This is a genomic window from Geodermatophilus sp. CPCC 206100 (assembly GCF_048569675.1).
Lineage (GTDB): Bacteria > Actinomycetota > Actinomycetes > Mycobacteriales > Geodermatophilaceae > Geodermatophilus.
This window is the reverse complement of record NZ_JAQISV010000022.1, coordinates 86,671-110,221: the sequence shown is the minus strand read 5'-3', so window position 1 is coordinate 110,221 and position 23,551 is coordinate 86,671. Positions and strand designations below refer to the sequence as shown.

Below are 23,551 nucleotides of genomic sequence, written 5' to 3'. Positions count from 1 at the left end.
TCGGCGCAGCCTCGGAGGTGGCCGTAGCCGTCGCCTCCGTGGTCGTCGTCTCCACCGCCATGCCGGCCCCCGCCCCCGCGCGCCGTCAGACCAGGGCCGCGATCAGGCCGGACGCCGAGCCGACCAGCACCGCACCACCCAGGACGTAGGCCAGGCTCACCGCGTGCTCGGCGCCCTCGCCGCGCCGGTGGGCCAGCGCCATGCGGCCGCCGACCATCAGGACGCCGACGACGCAGACGGCCAGCACGATCCAGGCGACCCACTGGACGATCGTGACGATGCCCTCGGAGCCGGGCGGGGCGATGCCCTGGCCGGGGTCGACCACGGCCTGCGCGAGAGGTGCCAGCGTGCTCATCGGTTCCGTCCTGGTCGGTCGGGTGTGACCAGTACACGGTGCGTTCTGCCCGGGACCTGCGGCAATGCCCGACATTGGGGGTCCCGTCAAGTCCCCTGACCGGCTGTACTCCTTGTGCACCGGTGTGGCGGGGGTCCCGCCGGGCGAAGGGGAGGGTCACGGGCATGTCCAGCTCGCGACGGCGCTTCGCAGGAGCTGCCGCGCTGGCCGCGGCGCTCCTGTTGAGCAGCTGCGGCGGCGCGCCGGACCGTGCCGCCTCCCGCCCCGAGCCGACGGCCGCCGCGGTGGCGGCGGAGGAGGAGCCGGGGGACGCCGACGCCCACCTGCCGGCCGCACCCCCCTCCCCCACCGACGACGCCGACTCCCAGCAGGCTGCCTTGGACACGGCCGAGGCGGCGATGACCGCCTTCGCGCAGCCCCACCTCGCGGCCGCGGACTGGTGGGCCGGGCTGTCGCCCCTGCTCAGCCCGACCGCGACGACCGCCTACGAGGCCACCGACCCCGCGCTGGTGCCGGCGTCCACGGTGACCGGTGCTCCCCTGCCGACCCCGGCGGTCAGCTCCTACCTGTCCACCGTGCTCGTCCCCACCGACGCGGGTGAGTACGCCGTGCTGCTCGTGCGCGAGGGGGCCGGCGCGCCCTGGCTGGTCGAGCGGATCACGCCGGTCGAGTCCGCGACCCCCTCGGCTCCCGGTGCGGAGCCGCTCGACGAGGCGCCCGCACCGAGCGATGCGGAGCCGCTGGACGACGTCCCCGCGCCGGGCGATGCCGGGCCGCTGGACGACGCGCCCGCGCCGGGCGATGCCGGGCCGCTGGACGAGGTGCCCGCGGCGGACGATGCCGGGCCGCTGGACGAGGTCCCCGCGGAGCCGGCGCCGTGAGGCGGCTGCTGCTCGTGGCCGCCGCGCTGGCGCCGGTCGTCGTCGCCGGCGGGCTGGTCACCGCGGCCCTGGTCACCGCCGAGGACGACCCGCAGGCCGGGGCGTGCTCGCCCGTCGGGACGTCGGTCAGCGTGGCCGGCATGCCCGACGGCCCGGTCGCCGGCTGGTCGGGCGAGCACCTGGTGAACGCGGCGCTGATCATGGAGGCCGGCGAGGACCTGGGCATCAGCGCGCGCGGCCAGGTCATCGGCGTCATGACCGCGATGGGCGAGTCCTCCCTGACCGTCGTCGACCACGGCGACGCCGTCGGCCCCGACAGCCGCGGGCTGTTCCAGCAGCGCGCCAACGGGGCGTGGGGCAGCTACGAGGACCGCATGGACCCGACCACCTCGGCGACCAACTTCTACCGGGCGCTGCTCGACGTCGAGGGCTGGGAGTCCCTGCCGCCGACGCTGGCCGCCCACCGCACGCAGCGCAACGCCGACCCCTACCACTACGCCCGCTGGTGGGACGACGCCCTCGAGGTGACCGCGGCGCTCTCCGGAGCCACCGTCACCGGCCTCGCACCGGGCACCGGCTCGACGGCCTGCACCGGCGCCAGCCCGGTCCTGCGCGCCGTGACCGGCGACTGGACCACCCCCACCGACGGCCCCCTGACCAGCGGGTTCGGCCCCCGGAACAGCCCGACCGGCGGCGGGGTGCGGCTGCACGCCGGGCTGGACCTCGCGCCCGGGTGCGACGCCCCGATCCTCGCCGCGTCGTCCGGGGTCGTCGTCCGCGCCGGTGCGTCGTCGGGCTACGGCAACCTCGTGGTCGTCGATCACGGCGGCGGCCTGGTCACCCGGTACGCGCACATGGAGGACGACGACCTGCTCGTCGTCGTCGGCCAGCCGGTGGTCCCCGGCCAGCAGATCGCCCGCGTCGGGACGAAGGGCGACTCGACCGGCTGCCACCTGCACTTCGAGGTGTACCAGGACGGCGCCCCCGTCGACCCGCTGCCCTTCCTCACCGACCGGGGCCTGGACGTGCGCTGACGGGTGTGGCGCGCGGCGCAGGGACCAGCGGAATCCCGGCTCGCGGCGGGCTGCTGTACCCCGTGTGGAGGCCGTCCCCTCGCCGTCCCCCGTCCACCCCGACCTCTCCCGGCTGCTGCAGGTCCGCGAGATCCACGCCGAACCGGCCGCCCTCGCCTCCCCGCGGGGCCGCCAGGTCCTGGCCCGCTTCCCCGACGCCGAGGTGGTCGAGGTCGACTCGCACTGGCGCATCCCCGAGCTGCACGGCAACGCCGGCAACGTCGAGCGCTGGGTCCGGGTCAAGACCGAGACCCTGGTGCTCGGCGTGAAGAAGTCGCTGTCGGCCCGGCCCAACGGCCGCTCGGCCGACTGGATCGCCCCGTCGACGGCGAACGGCTGCGCGATGGCCTGCGCCTACTGCTACGTCCCGAGGCAGAAGGGCTACGCCAACCCGATCACCGTCTTCACCAACATCGAGCAGATCACCGGCTACCTGCGCCGGCACGTCGCCCGCCAGGGCCCCAAGACCGAGCCCGACCAGTGCGACCCGGTCAGCTGGGTGTACGACATCGGCGAGAACAGCGACTGCTCGGTCGACGCGCTGGTCAGCGACAACGTCGCCGACCTCGTCGCCACGTTCCGCGAGCTGCCGACCGCCAAGGCCTCCTTCGCGACCAAGTACGTCAACCGGCAGCTGCTCGACCTCGATCCGCGCGGGCGCACGCGGATCCGGTTCTCGCTCATGCCGGAGGCCGACGCGCGCGTGCTGGACGTGCGCACCAGCCGCGTGCCCGAGCGGATCGCGGCGGTCGACGACTTCGTGGCGGCCGGGTACGAGGTGCACCTCAACCTCTCCCCCGTCGTGCTGCGCGAGGGGTGGGAGGCCGACTGGGCGCAGCTGCTGCGCCGGCTGGACGACGAGCTCTCCCCCCCGGCCAAGGCGCAGGCCGCCGCGGAGGTCATCCTGCTGACCCACAACCGGGACCTGCACGAGGTGAACCTCGGCTGGCACCCGAGGGCCGAGGAGCTGCTCTGGCGCCCGGACCTCCAGCAGCCCAAGCGCAGCCAGAACGGCCAGTGGAACGTGCGCTACCGCAACGACGTCAAGCGGGCCGGCGTCACGCGGCTGCAGGAGCTGATCGCGGCGCACGCGCCGTGGCTGCGGGTGCGCTACGCCTTCTAGGTCGTTGTGTCGACATGGCCACATGTCGACGGTGCGTGCCCGGGAGCTGACCGTAGGTGTGCGACCCTGGACGTCGTGAGCACTGCGGAGAGGATGGCGTCCGAGTTCGACTCGGCCCTGGCTGCCCCGCTGCTGCTCGCGGCTCTCCCGGACACGGTGGTCGTCGCCGACGCCGACGGGCGCATCGCCTACGTCAGCCCGGCGGTTCGGGAGCTGCTCGGGCACGATCCCGCTGGCCTGCTCGGCCGGCCGTTGACCGTTCTCATGCCGGAGCGGCTCCGCCACGCCCACGGCGAGGGCTTCGCCCGGTTCCGCCGGACCGGCCAGGGGAAGCTGGTCGGCGCGACCACCCAGGTGCCGGCCCTCCACACGGCCGGGCACGAGGTCGCGGTCGACCTCACCCTCTCCCGGCTCGCTGCGGAGCCCGACGCCGCCGCGGACGGCGCGCTCGTCGTGGCCGTTCTCCGCGACGCGAGCACGACGATCCTCCTGGAGCGGCAGTTCCAGGTGAGCCGCTACCTGGCCGCGACGCTGCGGGTCACCGCGGCGCTCACCGAGGCGGCCGACGCCGACGTCGCCTTCCGCGACCTGCTGCCCACCCTGTGCACCGAGCTGGACTGGGACGCCGCGACGCTGTGGGAGCCCGACGCCGCGAGCCGCCGCCTGCACCACGTCGGCACCTGGACCACCCCGGGATCGGAGTCGCCGGCGCTGCACGAGGCGTCCCACGCGCACCGGTTGGGGCGCGGGGAGCCGTTGCCGGGGTTGGCGTGGTCGCGCCGGGCACCGGTCGTGATCGAGGATCTCTGGGCCGAGCCGCGCCTCGCCCGGCTCTCCGCCGCGCGCACCGACGGGCTGCGGACCGGCATCGCCTTCCCCGTCCTGCGCGGCGACGACGTGCTGGCCGTCTGCGAGCTGTTCTCCCGCGAGCAGCGGCCCGTTCCGCCCGAGCTGCAGGACGTGCTCGCCCACGCCGGCCGGCAGATCGGGCAGTTCCTCGGCCGGCTGCGCGCCGAGTCCGAGGTCCGGCAGCTCGCCGACACCCTCCAGCGCAGCCTGCTGCCCTCCCACCTGCCGGTCATCCCGGGCGTGGAGCTGGCCGCGCGCTACCGGCCCGGCGGCGGCAGCGCGCTGGTCGGAGGCGACACCTACGACGTCATGCCGCTGCCCGACGGCCGGTGGATGGTGCTCATCGCCGACGTGTGCGGCACCGGCGCCGAGGCCGCCGCGGTCACGGCGCTGGCCCGGCACACCGCCCGGGCGGCGGCGAGCTCGACGGCCGGCGGGCCCTGCGACCCCGCCGAGGTCCTCCGCGCGGTCAACGCCGCGCTGCTGCACGAGCAGGGCGACGGGCCGCTGCGGTTCGTCACCGCCTGCTGCCTCGTCCTCTCCCCGTGCCCGGACGGCGTGCAGGCCGCCGCGGCCGTGGCCGGCCACCCGCTGCCCCTGCTGCGGACGGCGGGCGCGGTGCGGGAGGTCGGCGCGGTGGGCCGCCCGCTCGGCATCACCGAGGACCTCGAGCTCCCGGTCGTCACGGTGGAGCTCCCGCCGGGCGCGACGCTGGTGCTGTACACCGACGGCGTCACCGAGGCACGGGACGACGCGAACGGGCAGTTCGGCGAGGAGGGGCTGGCCCGGGTGCTCGCGGCCGCGCCCTGCCGGGCGGAGGACACCGTCGCCGCCGTCACCGCCGCGGTCGAGGAGCAGCTGCGGAACTCGCGGTACGACGCCGACGACCTCGCCGTCCTCGCGCTGACCGTCCCCGCCGGCTGACCGACCCCCTGCCACCCGGTAGGGGGAGCATCACCCGGTCTGACCGGTGTTCGCGTGCGAGGCGCCGACGGGCTCGGACTCCGGCGAGCCGCGCTGCCGCAGGTGGACGGCGACGATCGCCATCGACCCGACCGCCAGCATCTCCGACTGCCCGGACTCGCCCCGCGCGCCGGGATACCGTGGCCGACGTGGCGCGGGTGGCGGTGATCGGCGCCGGGTTGGGCGGGCTCGCCGCGGCCGCCCGCCTGGCCGCCCTGGGCCACGAGGTCACCGTGCTGGAACAGGCACCCCAGATCGGCGGCAAGCTCGGCTGGTACTCCCGCGACGGGCACGGCTTCGACACCGGCCCGAGCCTGGTGACCCTGCCGCAGGTCCACCGGGACCTGTTCGCCGCGACCGGCGGACCGCTGGAGGACGCCGTCGACCTGGTGCGACTGGACCCCGCGGTGGCCTACCGGTTCGCCGACGGCACCCCCCTGGTCCTGCCCGGGAGCCGCGCCGCGGTGCCCGCGGCCGTGGACGCCGCGCTGGGCCCGGGCACCGGCGCGCAGTGGGCCGCCCTGCTCGAGCGCGCCGAGGCCATGTGGCGGGTCACCGAGCAGCCGTTCCTGCGTTCGCCCCTGGCCGGGGTGGCCACCCTGGCACGGCTGGCCCGCAACGCCTCGGACGTCGCCACGGTCGCCCCCTGGCGGACCCTGCGCGGGCTGGGCGCCGACACCCTGCGGCATCCCGCGCTGCGCACCCTGCTGGACCGCTACGCCACCTACTCCGGCTCCGACCCGCGGCGGGCGCCGGCCGTGCTGGCCACGGTGCCCTACGTGGAGCAGGAGTTCGGCTCCTGGTACGTGCGCGGCGGGCTGCGGCAGCTGGCGACCGCGGTCGCCGAGCGGGCGGTCGAGCGCGGGGCGGTCGTGCGCACCGGGTCCGCGGTCGAACGGGTGCTCGTGGACGGCGGACGGACGACGGGGGTCCGGCTGGCCGGTGGCGAGGTGTTGCGGGCCGACGTCGTCGTCTCGGGTGCCGACGCGGCCGCGCTGTACGCCGACCTGCTGCCGCCCTCGCGGCCGACCCGCCGGGTGCGGCGGGACCTCGCCCGCAGCACGCCGTCGCTGTCGGGGTTCGTGCTGCTGCTCGCCCTGCGCGGCCGGACGCCGGGGCTGGCCCACCACACCGTGCTCTTCCCCGCCGACTACGACGCCGAGTTCGACGCGGTCTTCGGCACCGGCCGGCACCGGGGGGCGCCGCAGCCGGTCGCCGACCCCACCGTCTACGTCAGCGCCCCCGACGACCCGGCGACCCGCCCCGACGACGACAGCGAGTCCTGGTTCGTGCTGGTCAACGCGCCGCGCCACGACCCCGCCCGTGGGGTGGACTGGACCGCGCCCGGGCTGGCCGACCGCTACGCGGCCCGGGTGCTCGAGGTGCTGGCGCAGCGGGGGCTCGACGTCCGCGACCGGCTGCGCTGGTGCGTCGTCCGGACGCCGGCCGACCTGGAGCGCGACACCCGCAGCGTCGGGGGCGCCATCTACGGCACGTCCAGCAACGGCGCCCGCGCGGCCTTCCTCCGGCCCGGCAACGCCGCTCCGGTGCGGGGGTTGTTCCTCGTCGGCGGCTCCGCGCACCCCGGCGGCGGCCTGCCGCTGGTGGCGCTGTCGGCGGAGATCGTGGCCGGTCTCGTGGGCCCCGCCTGAGTCACGCCCCGACCGCGAACACCTGGCCGTCGGCGGCCACGGTCACCGGGCCGCCGAAGACAGCGCGGGTCGGGGCCGCGTCCGCGTCGTCCTGGATGCCGCCGAGGTGGCTGAGCACGAGGTGGCCCACGCCTGCATCCCGGGCCACCCGCCCCACGGCCTGCAGATCGGTGTGGCTCTCGAGGATGTGCTCCAGCTGCGCCGCCGGCAGGTTCTGCGCCCGGTAGAAGGCCGGGTCGATCGCCTCGTGGACGAGGACGTCGGCGCCGGTGGCCAGCCGGACGACGTTGGGGTGCTCGGTCGTGTCCCCGGAGACGACGACCGAGCCGCCCGCCGACTCGAACCGGAAGGCGAACGCCGGGAACACCGGCGGGTGGTTGACCAGCGTCGCGAGCACGCGGACGGACTCGTCCGCGTACACCTCGAACGGCTCCATCTCCGGGCAGGGGTTGCGGTCCGGATCCGCGCCGACCTCCTGCGGGAGCCGGATGTCCTCCGGCCGCACGAGGTCGTCCAGGGGTGCCCGGCCCTCGTCGTAAACCCGGATGTTGATGTCGTAGGCGTAGGCCTGCAGCAGGTCGCGGACGAACCGCTCGGTGCCGGCCTCGGGCGGCGGGACGTGGACCTCGGCGCCCGAGGGCAGCCGCGCCGGCCCGGGCCCCACGATGCGGACCGGATCGACGATGCCGTTCACACCCGGGCCCCAGTTGTAGAGCAGCAGGCCGGGCAGCTCGCTGGTGTGGTCGGAGTGCAGGTGGGTGAGGAACAGGGCGCGCAGGCGGTCCATGGTCAGGCCCGCAGCGGCCGCCTGACGCACCATGCCGAGGCCGCAGTCGACGAGGTACAGGTGGCCGTCGACCACGATCGCGGTCGAGATGCCGATCCGCGGACCGCGGATGGCGGGGCCGGCGGCCGTGCCGAGCGTGACCAGGTGCGTTCCGGTGCTGGGCACCGGCGTCGACTCGCCGGTGGTCCGGGCGGCGGCGGTGGCTCCGACCCCCAGGAGACCCGAGGCCAGGACGGCACCACCGGAGAGGGTGAAGAGCCGCCGCCGGGACAGTCCGTCGTGGGACGGAGGGGTCATGAGCGTTCCCCTTGGTGCAGCGGGCCGCCGTCGGCCTCGGCCTCCACACGGGCTCGGTGGGTGACCCCGGTCACACTACCGGCCGCGACGCGGTCAGCCGCGGGCGGCGCCGTAGCCCAGCAGCGCGGCCAGCCCGAGCGCGCTGCGCGGCGCGTAGGGGCCGCGCCACAGCCCGCCGTGCGCGGCGGCGTGCGCCTCGTCCTGCCAGGGGTGCTCGTGCGCCGGGCCGCCGCCGGTGTGCAGGTCGTGCACGAGCAGCGCGGCCATCAGCACGTTGGACGTCGCCGGCTCGAAGACCTCGACACCGAAGCGGTGCGCGCCCGCGTAGGCCGCCGCCAGCGCCCGGTTGCGCACCACCGAGCGGGTGCGGGTCGGCGGCGCGACGTTCATCGAGACCGTGGTGCCGGCGGCCCGGGCCGACGCGGCGCGCCACCGCTGCAGCCGCTTGGCCAGCGCGTAGTTGGGTCCCTGCTGGGCGACCAGGCTGTCGGCGATGCCGGGCGCGGTGCCCGGCACGTAGGCCCGCTGCAGCAGCCGGCCGGCCGAGAGGGTCCGCAGCGGGCGGCCGAGCAGCTTGCCCACCCGCGAGCGGCCGGCGTAGGCGCGCACCGACTGCTCGACCGCCTCGGCCGGGACGGCGAACACGTCGGTGGGCGTGGCCAGGAAGGCCAGCGCCAGGTCGGGGTGGGCCGCGGCCAGCCGGGCGGTGAGCGCGTCGACCGCCACCGAGACCCGCACGTTGGCCGCGCCGTCGGCGTAGACGTAGTTGCCCAGCACCGGCCGCCCGGGCAGCGCGGACACCCAGTCGGCGACGGCCGGGACCTCGGAGACCAGGTCCGCCCCGGCCCGGCTCGCGTCGGGGCCCTCCCCCGCCACCGGGAACAGCAGCGTGCCCGCGCCGCGGCGGGCGGTGTCCAGCACCCGCTCCCACAGCTGCGGGCGGGGCAGGTCCACCCCGGCCACCCTGGCGCCCCAGCGCAGCAGCGCGGTCAGCGGCCCCATCTCGGCACCGGCTCCGAGGACCACCACGGTGGTGTCCGGCAGTGCCAGCCACTCGGGGTGGGCGGCCACCGTCCGCACCGCCTCCGCGCACGACGGCTCGACCACGCCGGCCTCCACCCACGCGTCCAGCCGGCGCAGCAGGGCGTCCCCGCGCAGCCGCGTGCCGCGGAACGGGACCGACAGCTCCCGCTCCGGCTCGGCACCGCCGCGCACCTCGGCCGTGCCCGGGGTGCGGCCGGCCGGAGCGGCGGCGAGCGCCTCGAGCCCGGTCTCGCCGGCCGGTCCGGCCACCCGCATCCGCCGGTGCAGGGAGGCCAGGCCCGCGTCGGCGATCGACAGCGCGGCCGCACGGGAGGGCAGCCCCGCCTCGACCAGCCGGCGGAAGTGCGGCAGGTAGCCCGCCCGCCAGGTGGTCTCCCGCTCCGCCGCGGCCGCGCCGGTCGGGTCCACCGGGCGCAGGGCGTCGGCGACGACCGCCCGGCCGAGCGCGGCGGTGCTGCGCCGCCCGTCCGGACCGGCCGGGAAGACGACCCCGGTGTCGTCGGCCATCAGTCCACCGTCATGGGCGCGTCCGCCGGGGCCCCGGCCTCCAGCCACCGCAGCAGCGTGCGGGCGCCGTAGCCGGTTCCGCCCTTGACGACCTCCGCGTCGTCGGAGCCGGCGCGCGCCGGACCCGCCACATCGAGGTGCGCCCACGGCAGGTCGCCGGCGAAGGGACGGAGGAACAGCGCGGCGGTCGTCCCGCCCGGGTTGCCGGGCGCGTTGTTGGCGTCGGCGACCGCGCTCTCCAGCAGGTCCAGGTGCTCCTCGGCCAGCGGCATCCGCCACACCGGCTCGCCGGCGTGCGCGGCGGCGGTGCGCAGCGCGTCGGCCAGCCCGTCGGTGGTGGCGTAGAGCCCCGCGGTGCGGGTGCCCAGCGCGACCTTCATCGCGCCGGTCAGGGTGGCGACGTCCACCAGCACGGTCGCGCCCAGGTGCAGCCGCCCGTGCGCCAGCCCGTCGGCCAGCACCATCCGGCCCTCGGCGTCGGTGTTGAGCACCTCCGTCGTCCGGCCGCCGACGTGCCGGACGACGTCGGCCGGGCGGTAGGAGGAACCGGAGACGGCGTTCTCCGCGGCCGGGACGACGGCGGTCACCGCGACCGGCAGCCGCAGCCGCGCGGCGGCGTCCACCGCGGCGAGGACGGCGGCGCCACCGGCCATGTCGGTCTTCATCTCACGCATGCCGGCGGTGGGCTTGATCGAGATGCCGCCGGTGTCGAACGTGATGCCCTTGCCGACGAGGACCGGGTGCCCGGGCCGCGCCGTCGGCGGCCGGTAGGCCGCCACCACCAGCCGCGGCGGGCTGGCCGAGCCGCCGCCGACGGCGAGGACGCCGCCGAAGCCGCCGGCCCGCAGCTCCTCGGGGCCCAGCACGGTGACGGTGACGTGCGGCAGGCCGCCCAGCCGGGCGAGGGCCTGGTCGGCCAGCCAGGCGGGGTCCTTGGTGTTGCTCGGCGTGTTGACCAGGTCGCGGGCCCAGGCGACCGCGCGGCCGGTGACGTCACCCGCGCGGGCGGCCGCGGTGACGGCGGGATCGGCGGCGTCGGCGGCCACGACGGTGACGGTGGCCAGCCGCGGCGGGTGCGGCCGGGACGTCTCCCGGAACCGGTAGCCGGCCAGGAGCGCGGCCTCGACGGCGGCGCGGACCTCCTCGGCGCCGGCCGGGGCGGCGGCGTCGTCCACCGGGAGGACGAGCCGGCGGGCCCCGTGCTCGGCGAGGGTCTGGGCGCGGCGGACCGCGGCGCCGACGAAGGCCCGCAGGTCGGGCAGCGTGGTTTCGCCGACGCCCACCGCGACCACGCTGCGCGGGCGCCGGCCGGGGATCGGGACGTTGGTGACCGTGCCGGGCCGGCCGCGGTTGCCGGTGTCGCGCAGGGCGCCGGCGAGCAGCGCGCCGTCGACCGGCGCGTCCGGGCCGTCCAACCAGCCGGGCAGCGTCGCGCCGGAGCCGACCGGGACGGCGAGGACGTCGTCCTCCCCGAGCGTCGGCAGGGTGGACAGGACCTCGACCCGCGTCGTCCTGCGCGGGGCTGCCCGGGGGCAGCTGCGCTGCGGTGTTCAGCTGGTCGCGCCCTTCAGTGCCTCGGAGAGGGCCGCGGCCTCGTCGGGCGACAGCTCGACGACCAGGCGACCACCGCCCTCGAGCGGTACCCGCATGACCAGGCCGCGCCCCTCCTTGGTGACCTCCAGGGGACCTTCACCAGTGCGCGGCTTCATGGCCGCCATGCGTGCCTCCTTCATCGGCCGCCCCGAGCGGTGAGCTGCGGTGCGGCGTCTCGTCGATGCTGTGAGCTCCGGTCCCCATGATCCCAGTTCCGGTGCGGAGGACCAACACGAGGTCCAGGACCCCCCTGCCCCCCACCCCTCGCTGGCGCTCGCGGCGGGTCCCTGCAGGGGGGCCGTTCCAGCACGTCACCGTGCCCGGAAGCACTCGACCACGTGGTCGTCGACCATGCCCGTGGCCTGCATCAGCGCGTAGGCGGTGGTCGGGCCGACGAAGACGAAGCCGCGCCGCTTCAGCTCCTCGGCCATCGCCGTCGACTCGGCGGTGGTGGCCGGGACGTCGGCCAGCGTGGCCGGCCGGGGCCGCGGAGCGGTCGGCGCGAACGACCACAGCAGGGCGTCGAGCCCCTCCGGGACCCGCTGCGCCGCGCGGGCGTTGGTGACCGCCGCCCGCACCTTGGCCCGGTTGCGGACGATGCCCGCGTCCGCCATCAACCGGGCCTCGTCCTCCTCGGTGAACGCGGCCACCGCGTCGATCGAGAACCCGGCGAAGGCGGCGCGGAACGCGGGGCGCTTGCGCAGGATCGTGATCCAGGACAGCCCCGACTGGAACGCCTCGAGGCAGAGCCGCTCGAACAGGGCGTCGTCCCCGTGCAGCGGGGTGCCCCACTCCTCGTCGTGGTAGGCCACGTACTCGGGGGCGCTGTCGCCCCACGCACATCTGACCAGCGCGGCGCGGCGGAGAGGGTCCACGGCGCGGAACGCTAGCCGCGGGCACCGACAGCCTCCTGGCCGGCCGAGTGGGGCTCAGCCGACCAGGTCGAGCACCCCGACCGGCCGGTCGGCCCACAGCCGTCGCGAGGCCTGCTCCGGATAGGCCCGGACCCCGCCGCGCTCCCCGACGTCGAACAGCCGGGTGAGCTGCCGGTCCTCGTCGTGCGCCGGCCAGCCCGGGTCGCCGTCGCGGGCGAACGCCGTCCACGCCGTCTGCAGCTGCGCGGAGACGTCGACCGCCTCGGCCGGGGGCGGAGTGCCCAGCAGCATCGGCGCCAGCCCCTGGTCGAGCACGCCGAAGACCAGGGGGACGTCGAGGGCGTGGCAGGCGCCCAGCACCCCGCCGGCGGCCGGGGCCGGCCAGGTCAGCTCGTACAGGTGGCTCCGCCCGCCGCCGGCGGTGTGCGCGGTCGCCAGGTGGAGGCTGGGCACCCGGAACATCCGGTCCGAGCGGGCCAGGACGTACCGCTCCTCGGCGTCCGCCTCCGGGAAGGCCGCCCGGACCCGCGCCCCGGCGTCCGGGCCGGGCCCGAAGACGGCCGCCGACTCGGCGGCCATCTCCTCGGTGACCCGGCCGGCCAGCCCGTCGAGGGTGAGGAACAGCCGCCACTCGTCCCGGTTGTGGCCGACGACGAGCGGGACGTCGCGGGCGGCCCCGGCGGCCAGCGCGGTCCACGGGTCCCGGGGCAGCACCTCCCCGTCGACCACGGGCGAGAAGGGCGTGGGGGTGTGCGCGACCAGGCCCCAGCGCGCCAGGGTGGCCATCCGCCGGTCGAGCTGCGCCAGCGCCGCCAGGAGGTCCGCCGGCGGCACGTCGGCCAGCGCCGCGGCCGACGGCGCCCGCCCCAGCGGCGCGACGAGCTCGGCGCTGACGTCCCGGGCCAGCGCGGGCGTGAAGAAGGTCCCGGGCACGCTCTGCGCCACGGCCTGGGCGAACAGCCCCGCCGCGGCGGGCATCGCCAGGAGCGAGGCGATGGCCCCGGCCCCGGCGGACTCCCCGAAGACGGTCACCCGCGCGGGGTCACCGCCGAACGCGGCGATCTCCTCCTGCACCCAGCGGAGGGTGGCGACGAGGTCGAGGAGCGCCCGGTTGGCCGGCGCGCCCTCGAGCTCGGCGTAGCCCTCGATGCCGACCCGGTGGTTGGCGGTCACCACGACCGCGCCCGAGCGGGCCAGGGCCGACCCGTCGTAGCCCGGCTCCGCCGCCGAGCCCATCCGGTAGGCGCCGCCGTACACCCAGACCAGCACCGGCAGCCCGCCGGCGCCGGGGTCCGGCGTCCACACGTTCACCGTCAGCCAGTCCGACGCGTCGTGACGGACCGGGAGCCCGGCCGCGGCTCCCGGCGGAGGAGGCCCCATCCACGCCTGGGGCGGCGGCGGCCCGAACACGTCGGCCTCGCGGACGCCCTCCCACGGCGGGGCCGGGCGGGGCGCCTGGAACCGCAGCGCGCCGACCGGTGGCGCGGCGAACGGGATGCCGCGGAACACCGACGTCCCGTGCTCCGTCCGCCCCCGGACGGCGCCGGCCCGGAGGCGGACGACGGGGGACGGGGTCTGCTCACTCATGCGGGGTTCCTCCCGATCAGGGGACGGCGGCGTCGACGCCCGCCGACGGCAGGCGGTCGGTGCGGACGGGGCCGCGCCGGGTGGCGAGCGCGCACCCCAGCACGATGACCGGCAGGCCGACGGCGAGGCCCAGGGTGAACGGCTCGTCGAGCAGCAGCACGCCGAGCAGCACCGCCACGGCCGGGTTGAGGAAGGTGATCACCAGCGCGCGCTGCGGGCCCACCTCGCGGATCAGGGCGAAGAAGAGGGCGAGGGCCACCGCGGTGCACAGCACGCCGAGCACGACGACCGACAGCAGCGCGTCGGCCGGCGCGCGGGCCGCCGTCCCCAGCTGCGGAACGGCGAACGGCGCGTAGACGACCGCGGTCACCGTGAGCGCCACCGCGCTGGCGGCCACCCCGGGGACGTCGGGCAGCGCGCGGCTGACGATCAGCGGCGCCGTGGCGTAGCCGACCACCACCAGGGCCACCGCGAGCAGCGGCAGCAGCGCCAGCCCCTCGACGTCCAGGCCCAGCAGGACGGCGATGCCCGCGACCCCCAGCCCCATGCCGGCCAGCCGCACCGGGGTCAGCCGCTCCTCCTCCCCCGCCACCCGGGCGGCCAGGGCGGCGACGAAGGGCACCCCGGCGACCAGCAGCCCGGTCAGTGAGCTGGACAGCGTCTGCTCGGCGTAGGACAGCAGCAGCCAGGGGCCGGTCATCTCCAGCACGGTGAACAGCAGCAGCGGGCGCCAGTGCCGCAGCGCCGGGCGCAGCTGGCCGCGGGCCACCGTCCACGGCAGCAGCAGCGCCGCTCCGAGGACGCAGCGCCCGAACACGACGACCACCGGCGACAGGTCTCCGACGGCCACCTTGATGAGCAGGTACGGCACGCCCCAGATGACCGACATCGCCAGGAACAGCGCCCAGCCCCGGCGGCTCACCGCTCCCGACCCGTGGCGCTGCCCGACCTCACGGCGCTCATCCTGCCCGACCCCTCCGACGTGCCAAGGTGGTGCCGTGTCGCAGTACTGGACCTTCGTCGTCTTCGCCGCGGTGCTCGTCCTCGTCCCGGGGGCGGACTTCGCGGTGGTCGTCAAGAACACCCTCGGCGGCGGACGGCGACGGGGCGCGTGGTCGGCCGCGGGCGTCACCGCCTCCAACGTCGTGCAGGGCGCCGCCGCCGCGACCGGGCTGGGCGCGCTGGTCGTCCGGGTGGGGCCGCTGTTCCAGGCGATCCGCTGGATCGGGGTGGCCTACCTGGTCTGGCTGGGCCTGCAGGCGCTGCGCTCCGCCGTCCGCGGCCGCTACCGGGCGTACCCCGCGGGCGAGCGGCTCCCGGGGCAGGCGCTGACCGGCTTCCGGCAGGGCTTCGTCTCCAACATCACCAACCCGAAGGTGCTGGCCTTCTACCTCGCCGTGCTGCCCCAGTTCCTCGGTCCGGCGACCCCGGTGCCGGTGCTGGCCGCGTACGCCCTCACCCACGCCGTCCTGGGGCTGGGCTGGCTGCTGCTGCTCGTCGCCGGGCTGGACCGTGCCCGGGCCGTCCTGGCCCGGCGGCCGGTCCGTCGCGCGCTGGACGCCCTGACCGGTGTCGCGCTGCTCGGCTTCGGCGCCCGGCTGGCCGCCGAGCGGGCCTGACCCGATTACCCCGCCGGGCGCGCGGGCACGGGACGGCGGTGCCCCCCGATGCCCGGATCGCGCCCGGCCGGCGGCTGCTGGTCTCCGGACTGCTGGTCGGCGCCGGCCTGATGGGCGCGGTCGACGAGATCGTGTTCCACCAGCTGCTGCACTGGCACCACTTCTACGACCGCGCGAGCGGGGCGGCCGGCCTGGTGTCCGACGGCGTGCTGCACGCGGCCACCCTGTCGGCGGTCGTGGCCGGTCTGGCCCTGCTGGCCGACCTCCGGCGCCGCGGCGCCCTCGACCGGCCGCGCTGGTGGGCGGCGGTGCTGCTGGGCGCCGGCGGCTTCCAGCTGTGGGACGGCGTCGTCGACCACAAGGTGCTGCGGGTGCACCAGGTCCGCTACGGCGTCGACGTCACCGGGTACGACCTCGCGTGGGTCGGCGCCGCGGTCGTGCTGCTGGCCGCCGGCGCGCTGCTGCTGTACCGCACCCGCCGGCGGCCGTGACCGCGGCCGCGGTCCCGCTGCTCGCCGCCGCCCTCTACGTGGCGGCGACGTGGCGCTGCCGCGTGCCCTGGCCCCTGGCGCGGACGGCGACGTGGCTGGCCGGCCTCGCAGCGGTCGCCGCAGGCTGGGTGCTGGCCGGCGCGCACTCCGACCTGCGGCAGCACATGGCCGGGCACCTGCTGCTGGGCATGCTCGGCCCCCTGCTGCTCGTGCTGGCCGCGCCGGTCACGCTGGCGCTGCGCGCGCTGCCGGTCGGCGCCGCCCGCCGGCTCGCCCGGGCGCTGCGCACGCGGCCGGCGCGGTGGCTGACCGATCCGCTGGTCGCCGTTCCGCTCAACGCCGCCGGGTTGTGGCTGCTCTACGGCACCGGCCTGCACACCGCGCTCGTGCACCGGCCGGCGCTGGGCGCCCTCGTCTCCGTGCACGTGCTGGTCAGCGGCTACCTCGCCACCGCCGCGGTGCTCGCCGTCGACCCCGCACCCCACCGCCGCGGCGTCGGCGTCCGGGCGGGCGCCCTGGCCGCCGGGATGGCGGCGCACGACGTCCTGGCCAAGTGGCTGTACGCCGCCCCGCCGGCCGGCCTGACCTCGGTCGAGGAGGGCGCCCGGCTGGTGTACGACGGCGGCACGGTCGTGTCGCTGCTGACCGCCGCGGTGCTGTGGCGGCGGTGGTACGTCAGCCGCGCCGCCGTCCGCCCGGAACGAGGTCAGCCGACCGGCCAGGCGACCTCCAGGTGCACCGTCGCCGGCTCGACGTCCCGGCCGGTGAGGTAGACCTCCGCCGGGCTGCCGGTCCGCTCCAGGCCCGCCGCGTCGCACCAGCGGGCGACCGCGTCGTAGGCGTCGAGGATGCGGGGGAACTCCGCCTGGTCACGGGTCAGCGCGGTGACCGCCTCCCGCCCGGCGGGCTGCAGCCGCACGCGGAGGTCGGCGACCGGCTCCACCGACCCGGTGAACGGGACCGCGACCTCGACCGGTCCGTCGCTGTCCTCGGTGACCATGCCGTGGTAGACGACCCGCAGGGCGCCGGCGCGGGCCGCACCGGAGGCGGTCAGGTGCTCCTCGATCGCCTGCCGCGCGGTGGTGATGAAGCCGTCGAGCTCCTCGACGGTCAGCCGCCGCTCGGCGGTCAGCAGCTTGTGCTCGCCGGTGGTGCGCAGCGCGACGTGGGGCACGGGGTCCTCCGGGGATGGGTCGGTCCCGCCGGGAGCCCGGCGGAGCAGGTGGGTGACCAGCAGTCGCCGGCGGGCCAGGTCGTCCTCGACCCCGGCCCACCAGCGCTCGACGGCGGCGGTCCGGTCGGCCGCGGGGAGGTCCACCACCGCGCGCACCCGGGCCAGCGGCATGCCGGCCCGGCGGAGCAGCCCGATCAGGCGGGCCCGCTCCACCTGGGCCGGGGCGTACCAGCGGTAGCCGGTCCGCCCGTCGACGCGGACGGGAGCCAGCAGCCCCTGGGCGCCGTAGAGCCGCAGCGCCTTGGCCGACAGCCGGGTGCGGCGCAGGAACTCACCGACCCGGAGCAGGTGCTCGTCCACCCCCGCAGCCTGCGGCCGGCCCCAGGGGCCGGGTCAAGCCGGCGCCCGGACCTCGCCGGCGAGGTAGGCGCGGCGCCGCTCCGTCGGGAACCGCTCGATGGCGTACCGCAGCGCCGTCCGCGGCATCCGCCCGTAGCGGGGGCCGAGGAACTCCTCGGCGACCGCGCGGTCGCGGTTGCCGACCTCGCGCAGCATCCAGCCCACCGCCTTCTGCACCAGGTCGGCGGGGTCGGTCAGCAGCCGGTCGGCCAGGTGCAGGGTGGGCCCGAACCGGCCGGCGCGGACGAAGGCGAACGTGGCCATGACCGCGATCCGGCGGTCCCAGACCGACGGCGACGCGGCCAGCTCGTCCAGCACGGCGTGGTCCCGGTCGAGGAGCCAGGGCCCGAGCAGGTAGGGCGCCGAGGCGTCCACCAGGTCCCAGTTGGACACGCACTCCCGGCGGCGCAGGTACAGCTGCACGATCCGCTGCCGCTCGGCGTCGTCGGCCCGCTCGAACCGCTGCACCAGCACGAACAGCGCGGTCAGCCGATCCTCGTGCAGCGGGCTGGTCAGCAGCTCCTCGACGTCGCCCAGCGGGGTCGTGAGCGCGTGCCGCCGGGCGATCCGGCGCTGCTCGGGGACGCCGATGCCGAGGAAACGGTCACCCTCGCCGTAGCCACCGGGCCGCGCCTGGAAGTACCGGGCCATCCCGGCGGCCCGCTCCGGATCGGCGGCCGCGGCGAGGTCGGCCCGGATGGCCGCGGCGCTCACTCGCCGTCGCAGTCCTCCGCCGGCGCTCCCCCGCCCCCGGACGCGAGCCACGGCACCGGAGCCGCCCCCACGGGCTCCCGGGCGGGGACCTGCTCCGTCCGCGCGTCCTCCGGAACCCGGACCAGCCGCTCGAACTGCTCGAGGGAGATGGCGTACTCGCTCATGGGCCCAGTGTGGGGTCGCCGAGCCGCACCTGACCAGCGGGAACTCAGCCGGGGTGGGCAGCCGCGAAGGCGGCGAACCGGCGCAGCGACCGGCGGATCCCGACGACGACGAACGGCCGGACCAGGGGCCAGCCCGCCCGGCCGAGCAGGCCCAGGGGCAGGTACAGCCGCTCGGTCCACTCCAGCGTCGCGGCCGTGCCGCGCGGCGTCACCACGAAGATCCCCGGCCCGCGCACGACCCGGCCGGTGTGCTGGACGACCACGCGCCGTGGCGGGTCCCACTCGGTGACCACCATCGTGTCCAGCACGCCCACGTGCCGGCCGCGCCGCCACGGGAGACCGGTGCGCGCGGCCAGCCGGGCGCCGACGCCCTGCGTCGTCGCACCGACGACCTCGACGTCGGTGAGCAGCATCCACTCCCCCTGCCGGGTCCAGTCGGTCAGCGCGGCCCACACCCGCTCGGGCGGCGCGGCGACGTCGACGGTCTCGACCAGCTCAGGCACCGGCGGCAGCTCCGTTCGTCCCGGGACCGGCCGGGGCGTCGTCGCGGGGGACGGCGTCCAGGCGGGCGCGCAGCGCGGTCAGCTCGCCGTCCCGCTCCTCGATGGTCCGGGCCAGCTGCTCGAGCAGCCAGTCGACCTCGGTCATCCGGTACCCGCGCGCGGTCACCGAGAGGCGCAGCCCGCGGACGTCGTCCGCGGTGACCGGGCGGTCGTCGGGCAGCTCCACCGGCGAGCGGTCGGGGTCGGCCGGCGGCTGCGACTCCCCTCGGCCGAGCAGCACGGCCCCCGCGAGGAAGACCAGCCCCCCGACCACGAGGACGGTCACGACGAAGACGACGGCGGCGAGCACGTCACGCGTCGCTGGGACCGTCGGCGGGCGCGGCCCGCATCCCGCCACCGTTGTCGCCGGCCTGCCGGGCCGCCTCGGCCTCCTGGATGACGCGGATCACCTCGTCGACGTCGTCGGTGACGGTGATCAGGTCCAGGTCGTTCGGGCCGATCGTGCCGGCGGCCGCCATCGTCTCCCGGATCCAGGTCAGCAGCCCCGACCAGTACTCGGTCCCGACGAGGACCACCGGGAAGCGGGTGACCTTGCGGGTCTGCACGAGGGTCAGCGCCTCGAACAGCTCGTCGAGAGTGCCGAAGCCCCCGGGGAGGATGACGAAGGCCTGCGCGTACTTCACGAACATCGTCTTGCGGACGAAGAAGTAGCGGAAGGCGATGCCGACGTCGACCCACTCGTTGAGCTCCTGCTCGAACGGCAGCTCGATGCCCAGCCCGACCGACAGCCCGCCGGCCTCCGACGCCCCCCGGTTGGCCGCCTCCATCGCGCCGGGCCCGCCGCCGGTGATGACGGCGTACCCGGCGTCGACCAGCGCGGCGCCGATCCGCACGCCGGCGTCGTAGTGCGGGTGGTCGCGCGGCGTGCGGGCGCTGCCGAAGACGCTCACCGCCCGCGGCAGCTCGGCCAGCAGGCCGAAGCCCTCGACGAACTCGCTCTGGATGCGGAGCACGCGCCACGGGTCGGTGTGCACCCAGTCGGTGGGCCCGCGCCGGTCGAGCAGCCGGGCGTCGGTCGTCGTCCCCTGCGTGCGCGGGTCCGGCTCGCCGCCGCGCAGCATGATCGGGCCGCGGTGGCGGGTCGGCCGCGGCTTGCGGCCGGTGGCGGGCTCGGGGGTGGTGGTCATCCGGGCTCCTCGGTGGGGGGAGTCGACAGGTAGGCGACGAGCGCGTCCTCGGCCGGCTGCAGCCGGTCGACGGCGACGTGCTCCTCACGGGTGTGGGCCAGCTGGGGGTCGCCCGGCCCGTAGTTGACGGCCGGGATGCCGAAGGCGGCGAAGCGGGCGACGTCGGTCCAGCCGAGCTTGGCCCGGGCGGGGCGGCCCACGGCGGCGACGAAGGCGGCCGCCGCCGGCTCGCTCAGCCCCGGCAGCGCTCCCCCGGCGTTGTCCACGACGGTGAGCGTCGCGCCGGCCGCGACGGCCGCGGCGAAGACCTCGCGGACGTGGGCCTCGGCGGCGTCCTCGTCCCGGTCGGGCGCGTAGCGGAAGTTCACCGTCACCGCGCACGCGTCGGGGATCACGTTGCCCGCGACCCCGCCCTCGATCCGGACGGCGTTGAGCCCCTCCCGGTAGGTGCAGCCGTCGATCTCCACCTCGCGCGCGGCGTAGCCGGCCAGCGTCGCGAGGATCCCGGCGGCCCCGTGGATCGCGTTGTCCCCCAGCCAGCTGCGCGCGCTGTGCGCCCGCCGTCCCGGCACCTCGAGCACCGCCCGCAGCGTGCCCTGGCAGCCCGCCTCGATCTCGCCGTCGGTCGGCTCGAGCAGGATCGCGAGGTCGCCGTAGAGCCAGCCGCGGCGCTCCCGCGCCACCCGGCCGAGACCGTTCTTGACCGCCTCGACCTCCTCGTTGTCGTAGAAGACGAAGGTGAGGTCGTGCGCCGGCTCCGCCCCGGGGACGCCGAACCGCCCGGCCAACCGCAGCATGACCGCGTCGCCGGACTTCATGTCGCTGGTGCCGCAGCCGTAGAGCCGCCCGTCCTCGACCCGGCTGGGGACGTTGTCGGCGATCGGCACGGTGTCCAGGTGCCCGGCGAGGACCACCCGGGTCGGCCGGCCGAGGCCGGTCCGGGCCAGGACGGCGTCGCCGACCCGCTCCACCTCCAGCCCGCCGAGCCCGCGCAGCGCCGCCTCGACCGCGTCGGCCAGCGGCTCCTCGGTGCCCGACACCGACGGGGTGTCGACCAGCGCGCGGGTCAGGGTCAGGACGTCGGCGGACAGGTCGAGCGCGGCACTCACGACACCCGAGCCTACGGGCGCCCCCGTCGCCGGGTCGCCGCAGCGCGCCAGGGCACCGGCCCGTCGCCCGGCGTTCACCGCCCGGACCTCGGGCACGCCCGCAGGCCGCGCTCGGTAGCGTCCTCGCCGTGACCGATCCCGCCCCGCGCTCCGCCGTCGCCGCCGGCCTGGCCACCGTGACCCCGTCGGGCACGGTGCTCGACACCTGGTACCCCGAGCCCCGCCTCGGTGCGCCCGCGGGCGCACCGGCCGGCACCACCCGGCTGGGTGCGCTGGAGCTCTCCGGCGAGCTGGGCCCGGACTACGGCGGCCTGGTCCGCAGCGACGAGGCCCGCGGCGTCGAGGTGATCGCCGTCCGCACCGTCATCCCGGACCTCGCGGCGCCCCCGGTGGACACCCACGACGTCTGGCTGCGGCTGCACCTGCTCTCGTCCCGGCTGATCCGCCCCCACGGCGCGGACATGACCGGCGTCTTCGGACTGCTCACCAACGTGGCGTGGACCAGCGCCGGGCCGGTGGAGGCGGCGACGTTCAACGTCCACCGGCTGCGGGCGGCGCTGGGCCACGTGACCGTGTTCGGGGTCGACAAGTTCCCCCGGATGGTCGACTACGTCATCCCCTCCGGCGTCCGCATCGCCGACGGCGACCGGGTGCGGCTGGGCGCCCACCTCGCCGAGGGCACGACGGTCATGCACGAGGGCTTCGTGAACTTCAACGCCGGCACGCTGGGTCCCTCGATGGTCGAGGGCCGGATCAGCGCCGGGGTCGTCGTCGGGGCCGACAGCGACGTCGGCGGCGGCGCCTCGATCATGGGCACCCTCTCCGGCGGCGGCAAGCAGGTCATCTCCATCGGCTCGGGCTGCCTGCTGGGCGCCAACGCCGGCGTCGGCATCTCCCTCGGCGACCGGTGCGTCGTGGAGGCCGGCTGCTACGTGACCGCGGGCTCGCGGGTCACCCTGCCCGACGGGTCGGTGGTCAAGGCCGCCGAGCTCTCCGGCCGCGACGGGCTGCTGTTCCGGCGCAACAGCGTCAGCGGCGCGCTGGAGGCCCTGCCGCGCGACGGCGACTGGGGCGCCCTGAACGCCGAGCTGCACAGGAACTGAAGGCAACCGGACTCTGCGCGCCGAGAGTCCGGGTTGACCGAACCCCGTCGGTTTCCGCGGAAACCGACGGCCTCCGGCACTACGCTCCCCGCACTCAAGCGTGGAGTGAGCCGGAGGAGACGACGGTGGCCGACCAGCGGACCAAGATCCTGCTCGACGAGTCCCAGCTGCCGACGCAGTGGTACAACGTCGTGCCCGACCTGCCCAGCCCTCCCCCGCCGCCGCTGCACCCGGGGACGCTGCAGCCGGTGGGACCCGACGACCTCGCCCCGCTCTTCCCGCCGGACCTCATCGCCCAGGAGGTCACCGCCGAGCGCTTCGTCGACATCCCCGGTGAGGTGCTCGACGTCTACCGGCTGTGGCGGCCCTCGCCGCTGTACCGCGCGCACCGGCTGGAGAAGGCCCTCGGCACCCCCGCCCGCATCTACTACAAGTACGAGGGCGTCTCGCCGGCCGGCTCGCACAAGCCGAACACCGCCGTCCCCCAGGCCTTCTACAACGCCGAGGCCGGCGTCCGGAAGCTGACCACCGAGACCGGCGCGGGCCAGTGGGGCACGGCACTGGCGTTCGCCAGCGCCCTGTTCGACCTCGAGTGCGAGGTGTGGATGGTCGGCGCCTCCTACGACCAGAAGCCCTACCGGCGGACCATGATGGAGACCTTCGGCGCCACGGTGCACCGCTCGCCGTCCGAGCTCACCGCGGCCGGCCGGGCGATCCGCGCCGAGGACCCGCAGCACCCCGGGTCGCTCGGCATCGCGATCAGCGAGGCGGTGGAGGTCGCGGCGGCGGACCCGGACACCCGGTACGCGCTCGGCAGCGTCCTCAACCACGTGCTGCTGCACCAGACGGTGATCGGCGAGGAGGCGCTCCTGCAGCTGGCCGCCGTCGGCGACACCCCCGACGTGGTCGTCGGCTGCACCGGCGGTGGCTCCAACTTCGGCGGGCTGGTGTTCCCGTTCCTCCGGGAGAAGCTCGCCGGCCGGATGTCCCCGGTCATCCGCGCCGTCGAGCCGGCGTCCTGCCCGTCACTGACCCGCGGCGTGTACGCCTACGACTTCGGTGACACCGCCGGCATGACCCCGCTGCTGAAGATGCACACCCTCGGTCACCGGTTCATCCCCGACCCCATCCACGCCGGTGGGCTGCGCTACCACGGGATGTCGCCGCTGCTGTCGCACGTCTACGAGCTGGGCCTGGTGGAGGCGCTCGCCCTGCCGCAGACCGAGTGCTTCGCGGCGGCCGTGCGCTTCGCCCGGACCGAGGGCATCGTCCCGGCGCCCGAGCCCTCCCACGCGCTGGCCGCCTGCATCCGCGAGGCGCTGGCCTGCCGCGAGTCCGGCGAGGAGCGGGTGATACTCACCGCGCTGTGCGGGCACGGCCACTTCGACCTCGCCGCCTACGAGGCCTACCTCTCCGGCCGGATGACCGACGAGGCGGTGACCGACGAGCGCCTCGCGCCGGGCCTCGCCGAGCTGCCCACGGTCCCCGCCGGCGCCTGAGCC

Annotated in this window: 26 protein-coding genes; 10 read left to right on the top strand and 16 right to left on the bottom strand. The window is 76.5% G+C overall.

Going from position 1 to position 23,551, the window contains the following annotated elements; genetic code table 11:
• Positions 1-85: 85 nt before the first annotated feature.
• Positions 86-355, bottom strand: a complete 270-nt coding sequence (locus PGN05_RS12875) for a hypothetical protein (protein WP_419752943.1) — start codon at positions 353-355, stop codon at positions 86-88.
• Positions 356-519: 164 nt separating this feature from the next.
• Here PGN05_RS12875 and PGN05_RS12870 point away from each other — a divergent pair, with 164 nt between their 5' ends.
• From PGN05_RS12870 to PGN05_RS12855, 4 genes are all read left to right on the top strand, one after another.
• Complete coding sequence (locus tag PGN05_RS12870; protein WP_419752942.1) at positions 520-1,236, top strand: hypothetical protein; 717 nt, start codon at positions 520-522, stop codon at positions 1,234-1,236.
• Positions 1,233-2,270: a M23 family metallopeptidase gene (locus PGN05_RS12865; RefSeq protein WP_419752941.1), complete on the top strand. Its 1,038-nt coding sequence runs from the start codon at positions 1,233-1,235 to the stop codon at positions 2,268-2,270. Before PGN05_RS12870 ends, PGN05_RS12865 begins: the two co-directional genes overlap by 4 nt.
• A 64-nt stretch (positions 2,271-2,334) precedes the next feature.
• Positions 2,335-3,432, top strand: a complete 1,098-nt coding sequence (locus tag PGN05_RS12860; protein ID WP_419752940.1) for a spore photoproduct lyase family protein — start codon at positions 2,335-2,337, stop codon at positions 3,430-3,432.
• Positions 3,433-3,507: 75 nt separating this feature from the next.
• Positions 3,508-5,205: a SpoIIE family protein phosphatase gene (locus PGN05_RS12855; protein ID WP_419752939.1), complete on the top strand. Its 1,698-nt coding sequence runs from the start codon at positions 3,508-3,510 to the stop codon at positions 5,203-5,205.
• Positions 5,206-5,235: 30 nt separating this feature from the next.
• Here PGN05_RS12855 and PGN05_RS12850 read toward each other — a convergent pair whose 3' ends face one another.
• On the bottom strand, positions 5,236-5,346 hold the full coding sequence (locus PGN05_RS12850) for a DUF6766 family protein (protein WP_419752938.1): 111 nt from the start codon (positions 5,344-5,346) through the stop codon (positions 5,236-5,238).
• Positions 5,347-5,393: 47 nt separating this feature from the next.
• Between PGN05_RS12850 and PGN05_RS12845 the strand changes: the two genes are divergently transcribed.
• Positions 5,394-6,896, top strand: a complete 1,503-nt coding sequence (locus tag PGN05_RS12845; protein ID WP_419752937.1) for a phytoene desaturase family protein — start codon at positions 5,394-5,396, stop codon at positions 6,894-6,896.
• Between the two features lies 1 nt (position 6,897).
• Here the strand turns inward: PGN05_RS12845 and PGN05_RS12840 are convergent, their stop codons facing one another.
• The 7 genes from PGN05_RS12840 to PGN05_RS12810 all read right to left on the bottom strand — a co-directional run bounded on the left by PGN05_RS12840 (position 6,898) and on the right by PGN05_RS12810 (position 14,508).
• Positions 6,898-7,980, bottom strand: coding sequence for an MBL fold metallo-hydrolase (locus PGN05_RS12840; RefSeq protein WP_419752936.1), 1,083 nt, complete (start codon positions 7,978-7,980; stop codon positions 6,898-6,900).
• 93 nt (positions 7,981-8,073) lie between these two features.
• The gene (locus PGN05_RS12835) at positions 8,074-9,531 is read right to left on the bottom strand and encodes a hypothetical protein (RefSeq protein WP_419752935.1); all 1,458 of its coding nucleotides are present in this window, start codon (positions 9,529-9,531) and stop codon (positions 8,074-8,076) included.
• Positions 9,531-10,946, bottom strand: a complete 1,416-nt coding sequence (locus PGN05_RS12830) for a leucyl aminopeptidase family protein (RefSeq protein ID WP_419752934.1) — start codon at positions 10,944-10,946, stop codon at positions 9,531-9,533. The genes PGN05_RS12835 and PGN05_RS12830 overlap by 1 nt, the downstream gene beginning before the upstream one ends.
• 135 nt (positions 10,947-11,081) lie before the next feature.
• Positions 11,082-11,249 (bottom strand): DUF3117 domain-containing protein, encoded by a 168-nt coding sequence (locus PGN05_RS12825; protein ID WP_012947303.1) that lies wholly within the window; start codon positions 11,247-11,249, stop codon positions 11,082-11,084.
• 186 nt (positions 11,250-11,435) lie between these two features.
• Positions 11,436-11,999, bottom strand: coding sequence for a DNA-3-methyladenine glycosylase I (locus tag PGN05_RS12820; RefSeq protein WP_419752933.1), 564 nt, complete (start codon positions 11,997-11,999; stop codon positions 11,436-11,438).
• A 54-nt stretch (positions 12,000-12,053) separates the two neighbouring features.
• On the bottom strand, positions 12,054-13,586 hold the full coding sequence (locus PGN05_RS12815) for a carboxylesterase/lipase family protein (protein WP_419752932.1): 1,533 nt from the start codon (positions 13,584-13,586) through the stop codon (positions 12,054-12,056).
• Positions 13,587-13,602: 16 nt separating this feature from the next.
• The gene (locus tag PGN05_RS12810; RefSeq protein ID WP_419752931.1) at positions 13,603-14,508 is read right to left on the bottom strand and encodes a DMT family transporter; all 906 of its coding nucleotides are present in this window, start codon (positions 14,506-14,508) and stop codon (positions 13,603-13,605) included.
• A 76-nt stretch (positions 14,509-14,584) separates the two neighbouring features.
• Between PGN05_RS12810 and PGN05_RS12805 the strand changes: the two genes are divergently transcribed.
• Genes PGN05_RS12805 through PGN05_RS12795 form a run of 3 tightly spaced genes read left to right on the top strand, consistent with a single transcriptional unit; the run spans position 14,585 to position 16,469 of the window.
• Positions 14,585-15,205, top strand: a complete 621-nt coding sequence (locus PGN05_RS12805; protein WP_419752930.1) for a LysE family translocator — start codon at positions 14,585-14,587, stop codon at positions 15,203-15,205.
• A 38-nt stretch (positions 15,206-15,243) separates the two neighbouring features.
• Complete coding sequence (locus PGN05_RS12800) at positions 15,244-15,696, top strand: DUF2243 domain-containing protein (protein ID WP_419752929.1); 453 nt, start codon at positions 15,244-15,246, stop codon at positions 15,694-15,696.
• Positions 15,693-16,469, top strand: a complete 777-nt coding sequence (locus tag PGN05_RS12795; protein WP_419752928.1) for a cytochrome c oxidase assembly protein — start codon at positions 15,693-15,695, stop codon at positions 16,467-16,469. Before PGN05_RS12800 ends, PGN05_RS12795 begins: the two co-directional genes overlap by 4 nt.
• On the opposite strand, the gene PGN05_RS12790 is transcribed toward PGN05_RS12795, so the two are convergent.
• The 7 genes from PGN05_RS12790 to dapE are packed head-to-tail and all read right to left on the bottom strand — an operon-like array spanning position 16,403 to position 20,946.
• Positions 16,403-17,230, bottom strand: coding sequence for a MerR family transcriptional regulator (locus PGN05_RS12790; RefSeq protein WP_419752927.1), 828 nt, complete (start codon positions 17,228-17,230; stop codon positions 16,403-16,405). The genes PGN05_RS12795 and PGN05_RS12790 overlap by 67 nt on opposite strands.
• A 33-nt stretch (positions 17,231-17,263) precedes the next feature.
• Positions 17,264-17,983: a DNA alkylation repair protein gene (locus PGN05_RS12785; RefSeq protein ID WP_419752926.1), complete on the bottom strand. Its 720-nt coding sequence runs from the start codon at positions 17,981-17,983 to the stop codon at positions 17,264-17,266.
• Positions 17,980-18,147: a hypothetical protein gene (locus tag PGN05_RS12780; RefSeq protein WP_419752925.1), complete on the bottom strand. Its 168-nt coding sequence runs from the start codon at positions 18,145-18,147 to the stop codon at positions 17,980-17,982. The genes PGN05_RS12785 and PGN05_RS12780 overlap by 4 nt, the downstream gene beginning before the upstream one ends.
• Positions 18,148-18,191: 44 nt before the next feature.
• Positions 18,192-18,650, bottom strand: coding sequence for an SRPBCC family protein (locus PGN05_RS12775; RefSeq protein ID WP_419752924.1), 459 nt, complete (start codon positions 18,648-18,650; stop codon positions 18,192-18,194).
• Positions 18,643-18,999 carry a DivIVA domain-containing protein gene (locus PGN05_RS12770; protein WP_419752923.1) on the bottom strand — a complete coding sequence of 119 codons (357 nt, stop codon included), beginning with the start codon at positions 18,997-18,999 and terminating at the stop codon, positions 18,643-18,645. The genes PGN05_RS12775 and PGN05_RS12770 overlap by 8 nt, the downstream gene beginning before the upstream one ends.
• 1 nt (position 19,000) lies before the next feature.
• A complete protein-coding gene (locus PGN05_RS12765) occupies positions 19,001-19,837 on the bottom strand; it encodes a TIGR00730 family Rossman fold protein (protein WP_419752922.1) in 837 nt (278 codons plus the stop codon).
• Positions 19,834-20,946, bottom strand: a complete 1,113-nt coding sequence (gene dapE, locus PGN05_RS12760; RefSeq protein ID WP_419752921.1) for a succinyl-diaminopimelate desuccinylase — start codon at positions 20,944-20,946, stop codon at positions 19,834-19,836. Before dapE ends, PGN05_RS12765 begins: the two co-directional genes overlap by 4 nt.
• 128 nt (positions 20,947-21,074) lie before the next feature.
• Here dapE and dapD point away from each other — a divergent pair, with 128 nt between their 5' ends.
• Positions 21,075-22,049 (top strand): 2,3,4,5-tetrahydropyridine-2,6-dicarboxylate N-succinyltransferase, encoded by a 975-nt coding sequence (gene dapD, locus PGN05_RS12755; RefSeq protein ID WP_419752920.1) that lies wholly within the window; start codon positions 21,075-21,077, stop codon positions 22,047-22,049.
• Between the two features lie 125 nt (positions 22,050-22,174).
• Entirely contained in the window at positions 22,175-23,548 is a 1,374-nt protein-coding gene (locus PGN05_RS12750; protein ID WP_419752919.1) for a TrpB-like pyridoxal phosphate-dependent enzyme, read from the top strand.
• Positions 23,549-23,551 lie beyond the last annotated feature (3 nt).

What these genes read in the sequence shown, in the direction of transcription:
- PGN05_RS12825 (WP_012947303.1), bottom strand. Translation starts at nt 11,249, where the DNA reads ATGGCGGCCATGAAGCCGCGCACTGGTGAAGGTCCCCTGGAGGTCACC.
- PGN05_RS12765 (WP_419752922.1), bottom strand. Translation starts at nt 19,837, where the DNA reads ATGACCACCACCCCCGAGCCCGCCACCGGCCGCAAGCCGCGGCCGACC.
- PGN05_RS12870 (WP_419752942.1), top strand. Translation starts at nt 520, where the DNA reads ATGTCCAGCTCGCGACGGCGCTTCGCAGGAGCTGCCGCGCTGGCCGCG.
- PGN05_RS12780 (WP_419752925.1), bottom strand. Translation starts at nt 18,147, where the DNA reads ATGAGCGAGTACGCCATCTCCCTCGAGCAGTTCGAGCGGCTGGTCCGG.
- PGN05_RS12815 (WP_419752932.1), bottom strand. Translation starts at nt 13,586, where the DNA reads ATGAGTGAGCAGACCCCGTCCCCCGTCGTCCGCCTCCGGGCCGGCGCC.
- PGN05_RS12835 (WP_419752935.1), bottom strand. Translation starts at nt 9,531, where the DNA reads ATGGCCGACGACACCGGGGTCGTCTTCCCGGCCGGTCCGGACGGGCGG.
- PGN05_RS12840 (WP_419752936.1), bottom strand. Translation starts at nt 7,980, where the DNA reads ATGACCCCTCCGTCCCACGACGGACTGTCCCGGCGGCGGCTCTTCACC.
- PGN05_RS12875 (WP_419752943.1), bottom strand. Translation starts at nt 355, where the DNA reads ATGAGCACGCTGGCACCTCTCGCGCAGGCCGTGGTCGACCCCGGCCAG.
- PGN05_RS12850 (WP_419752938.1), bottom strand. Translation starts at nt 5,346, where the DNA reads ATGCTGGCGGTCGGGTCGATGGCGATCGTCGCCGTCCACCTGCGGCAG.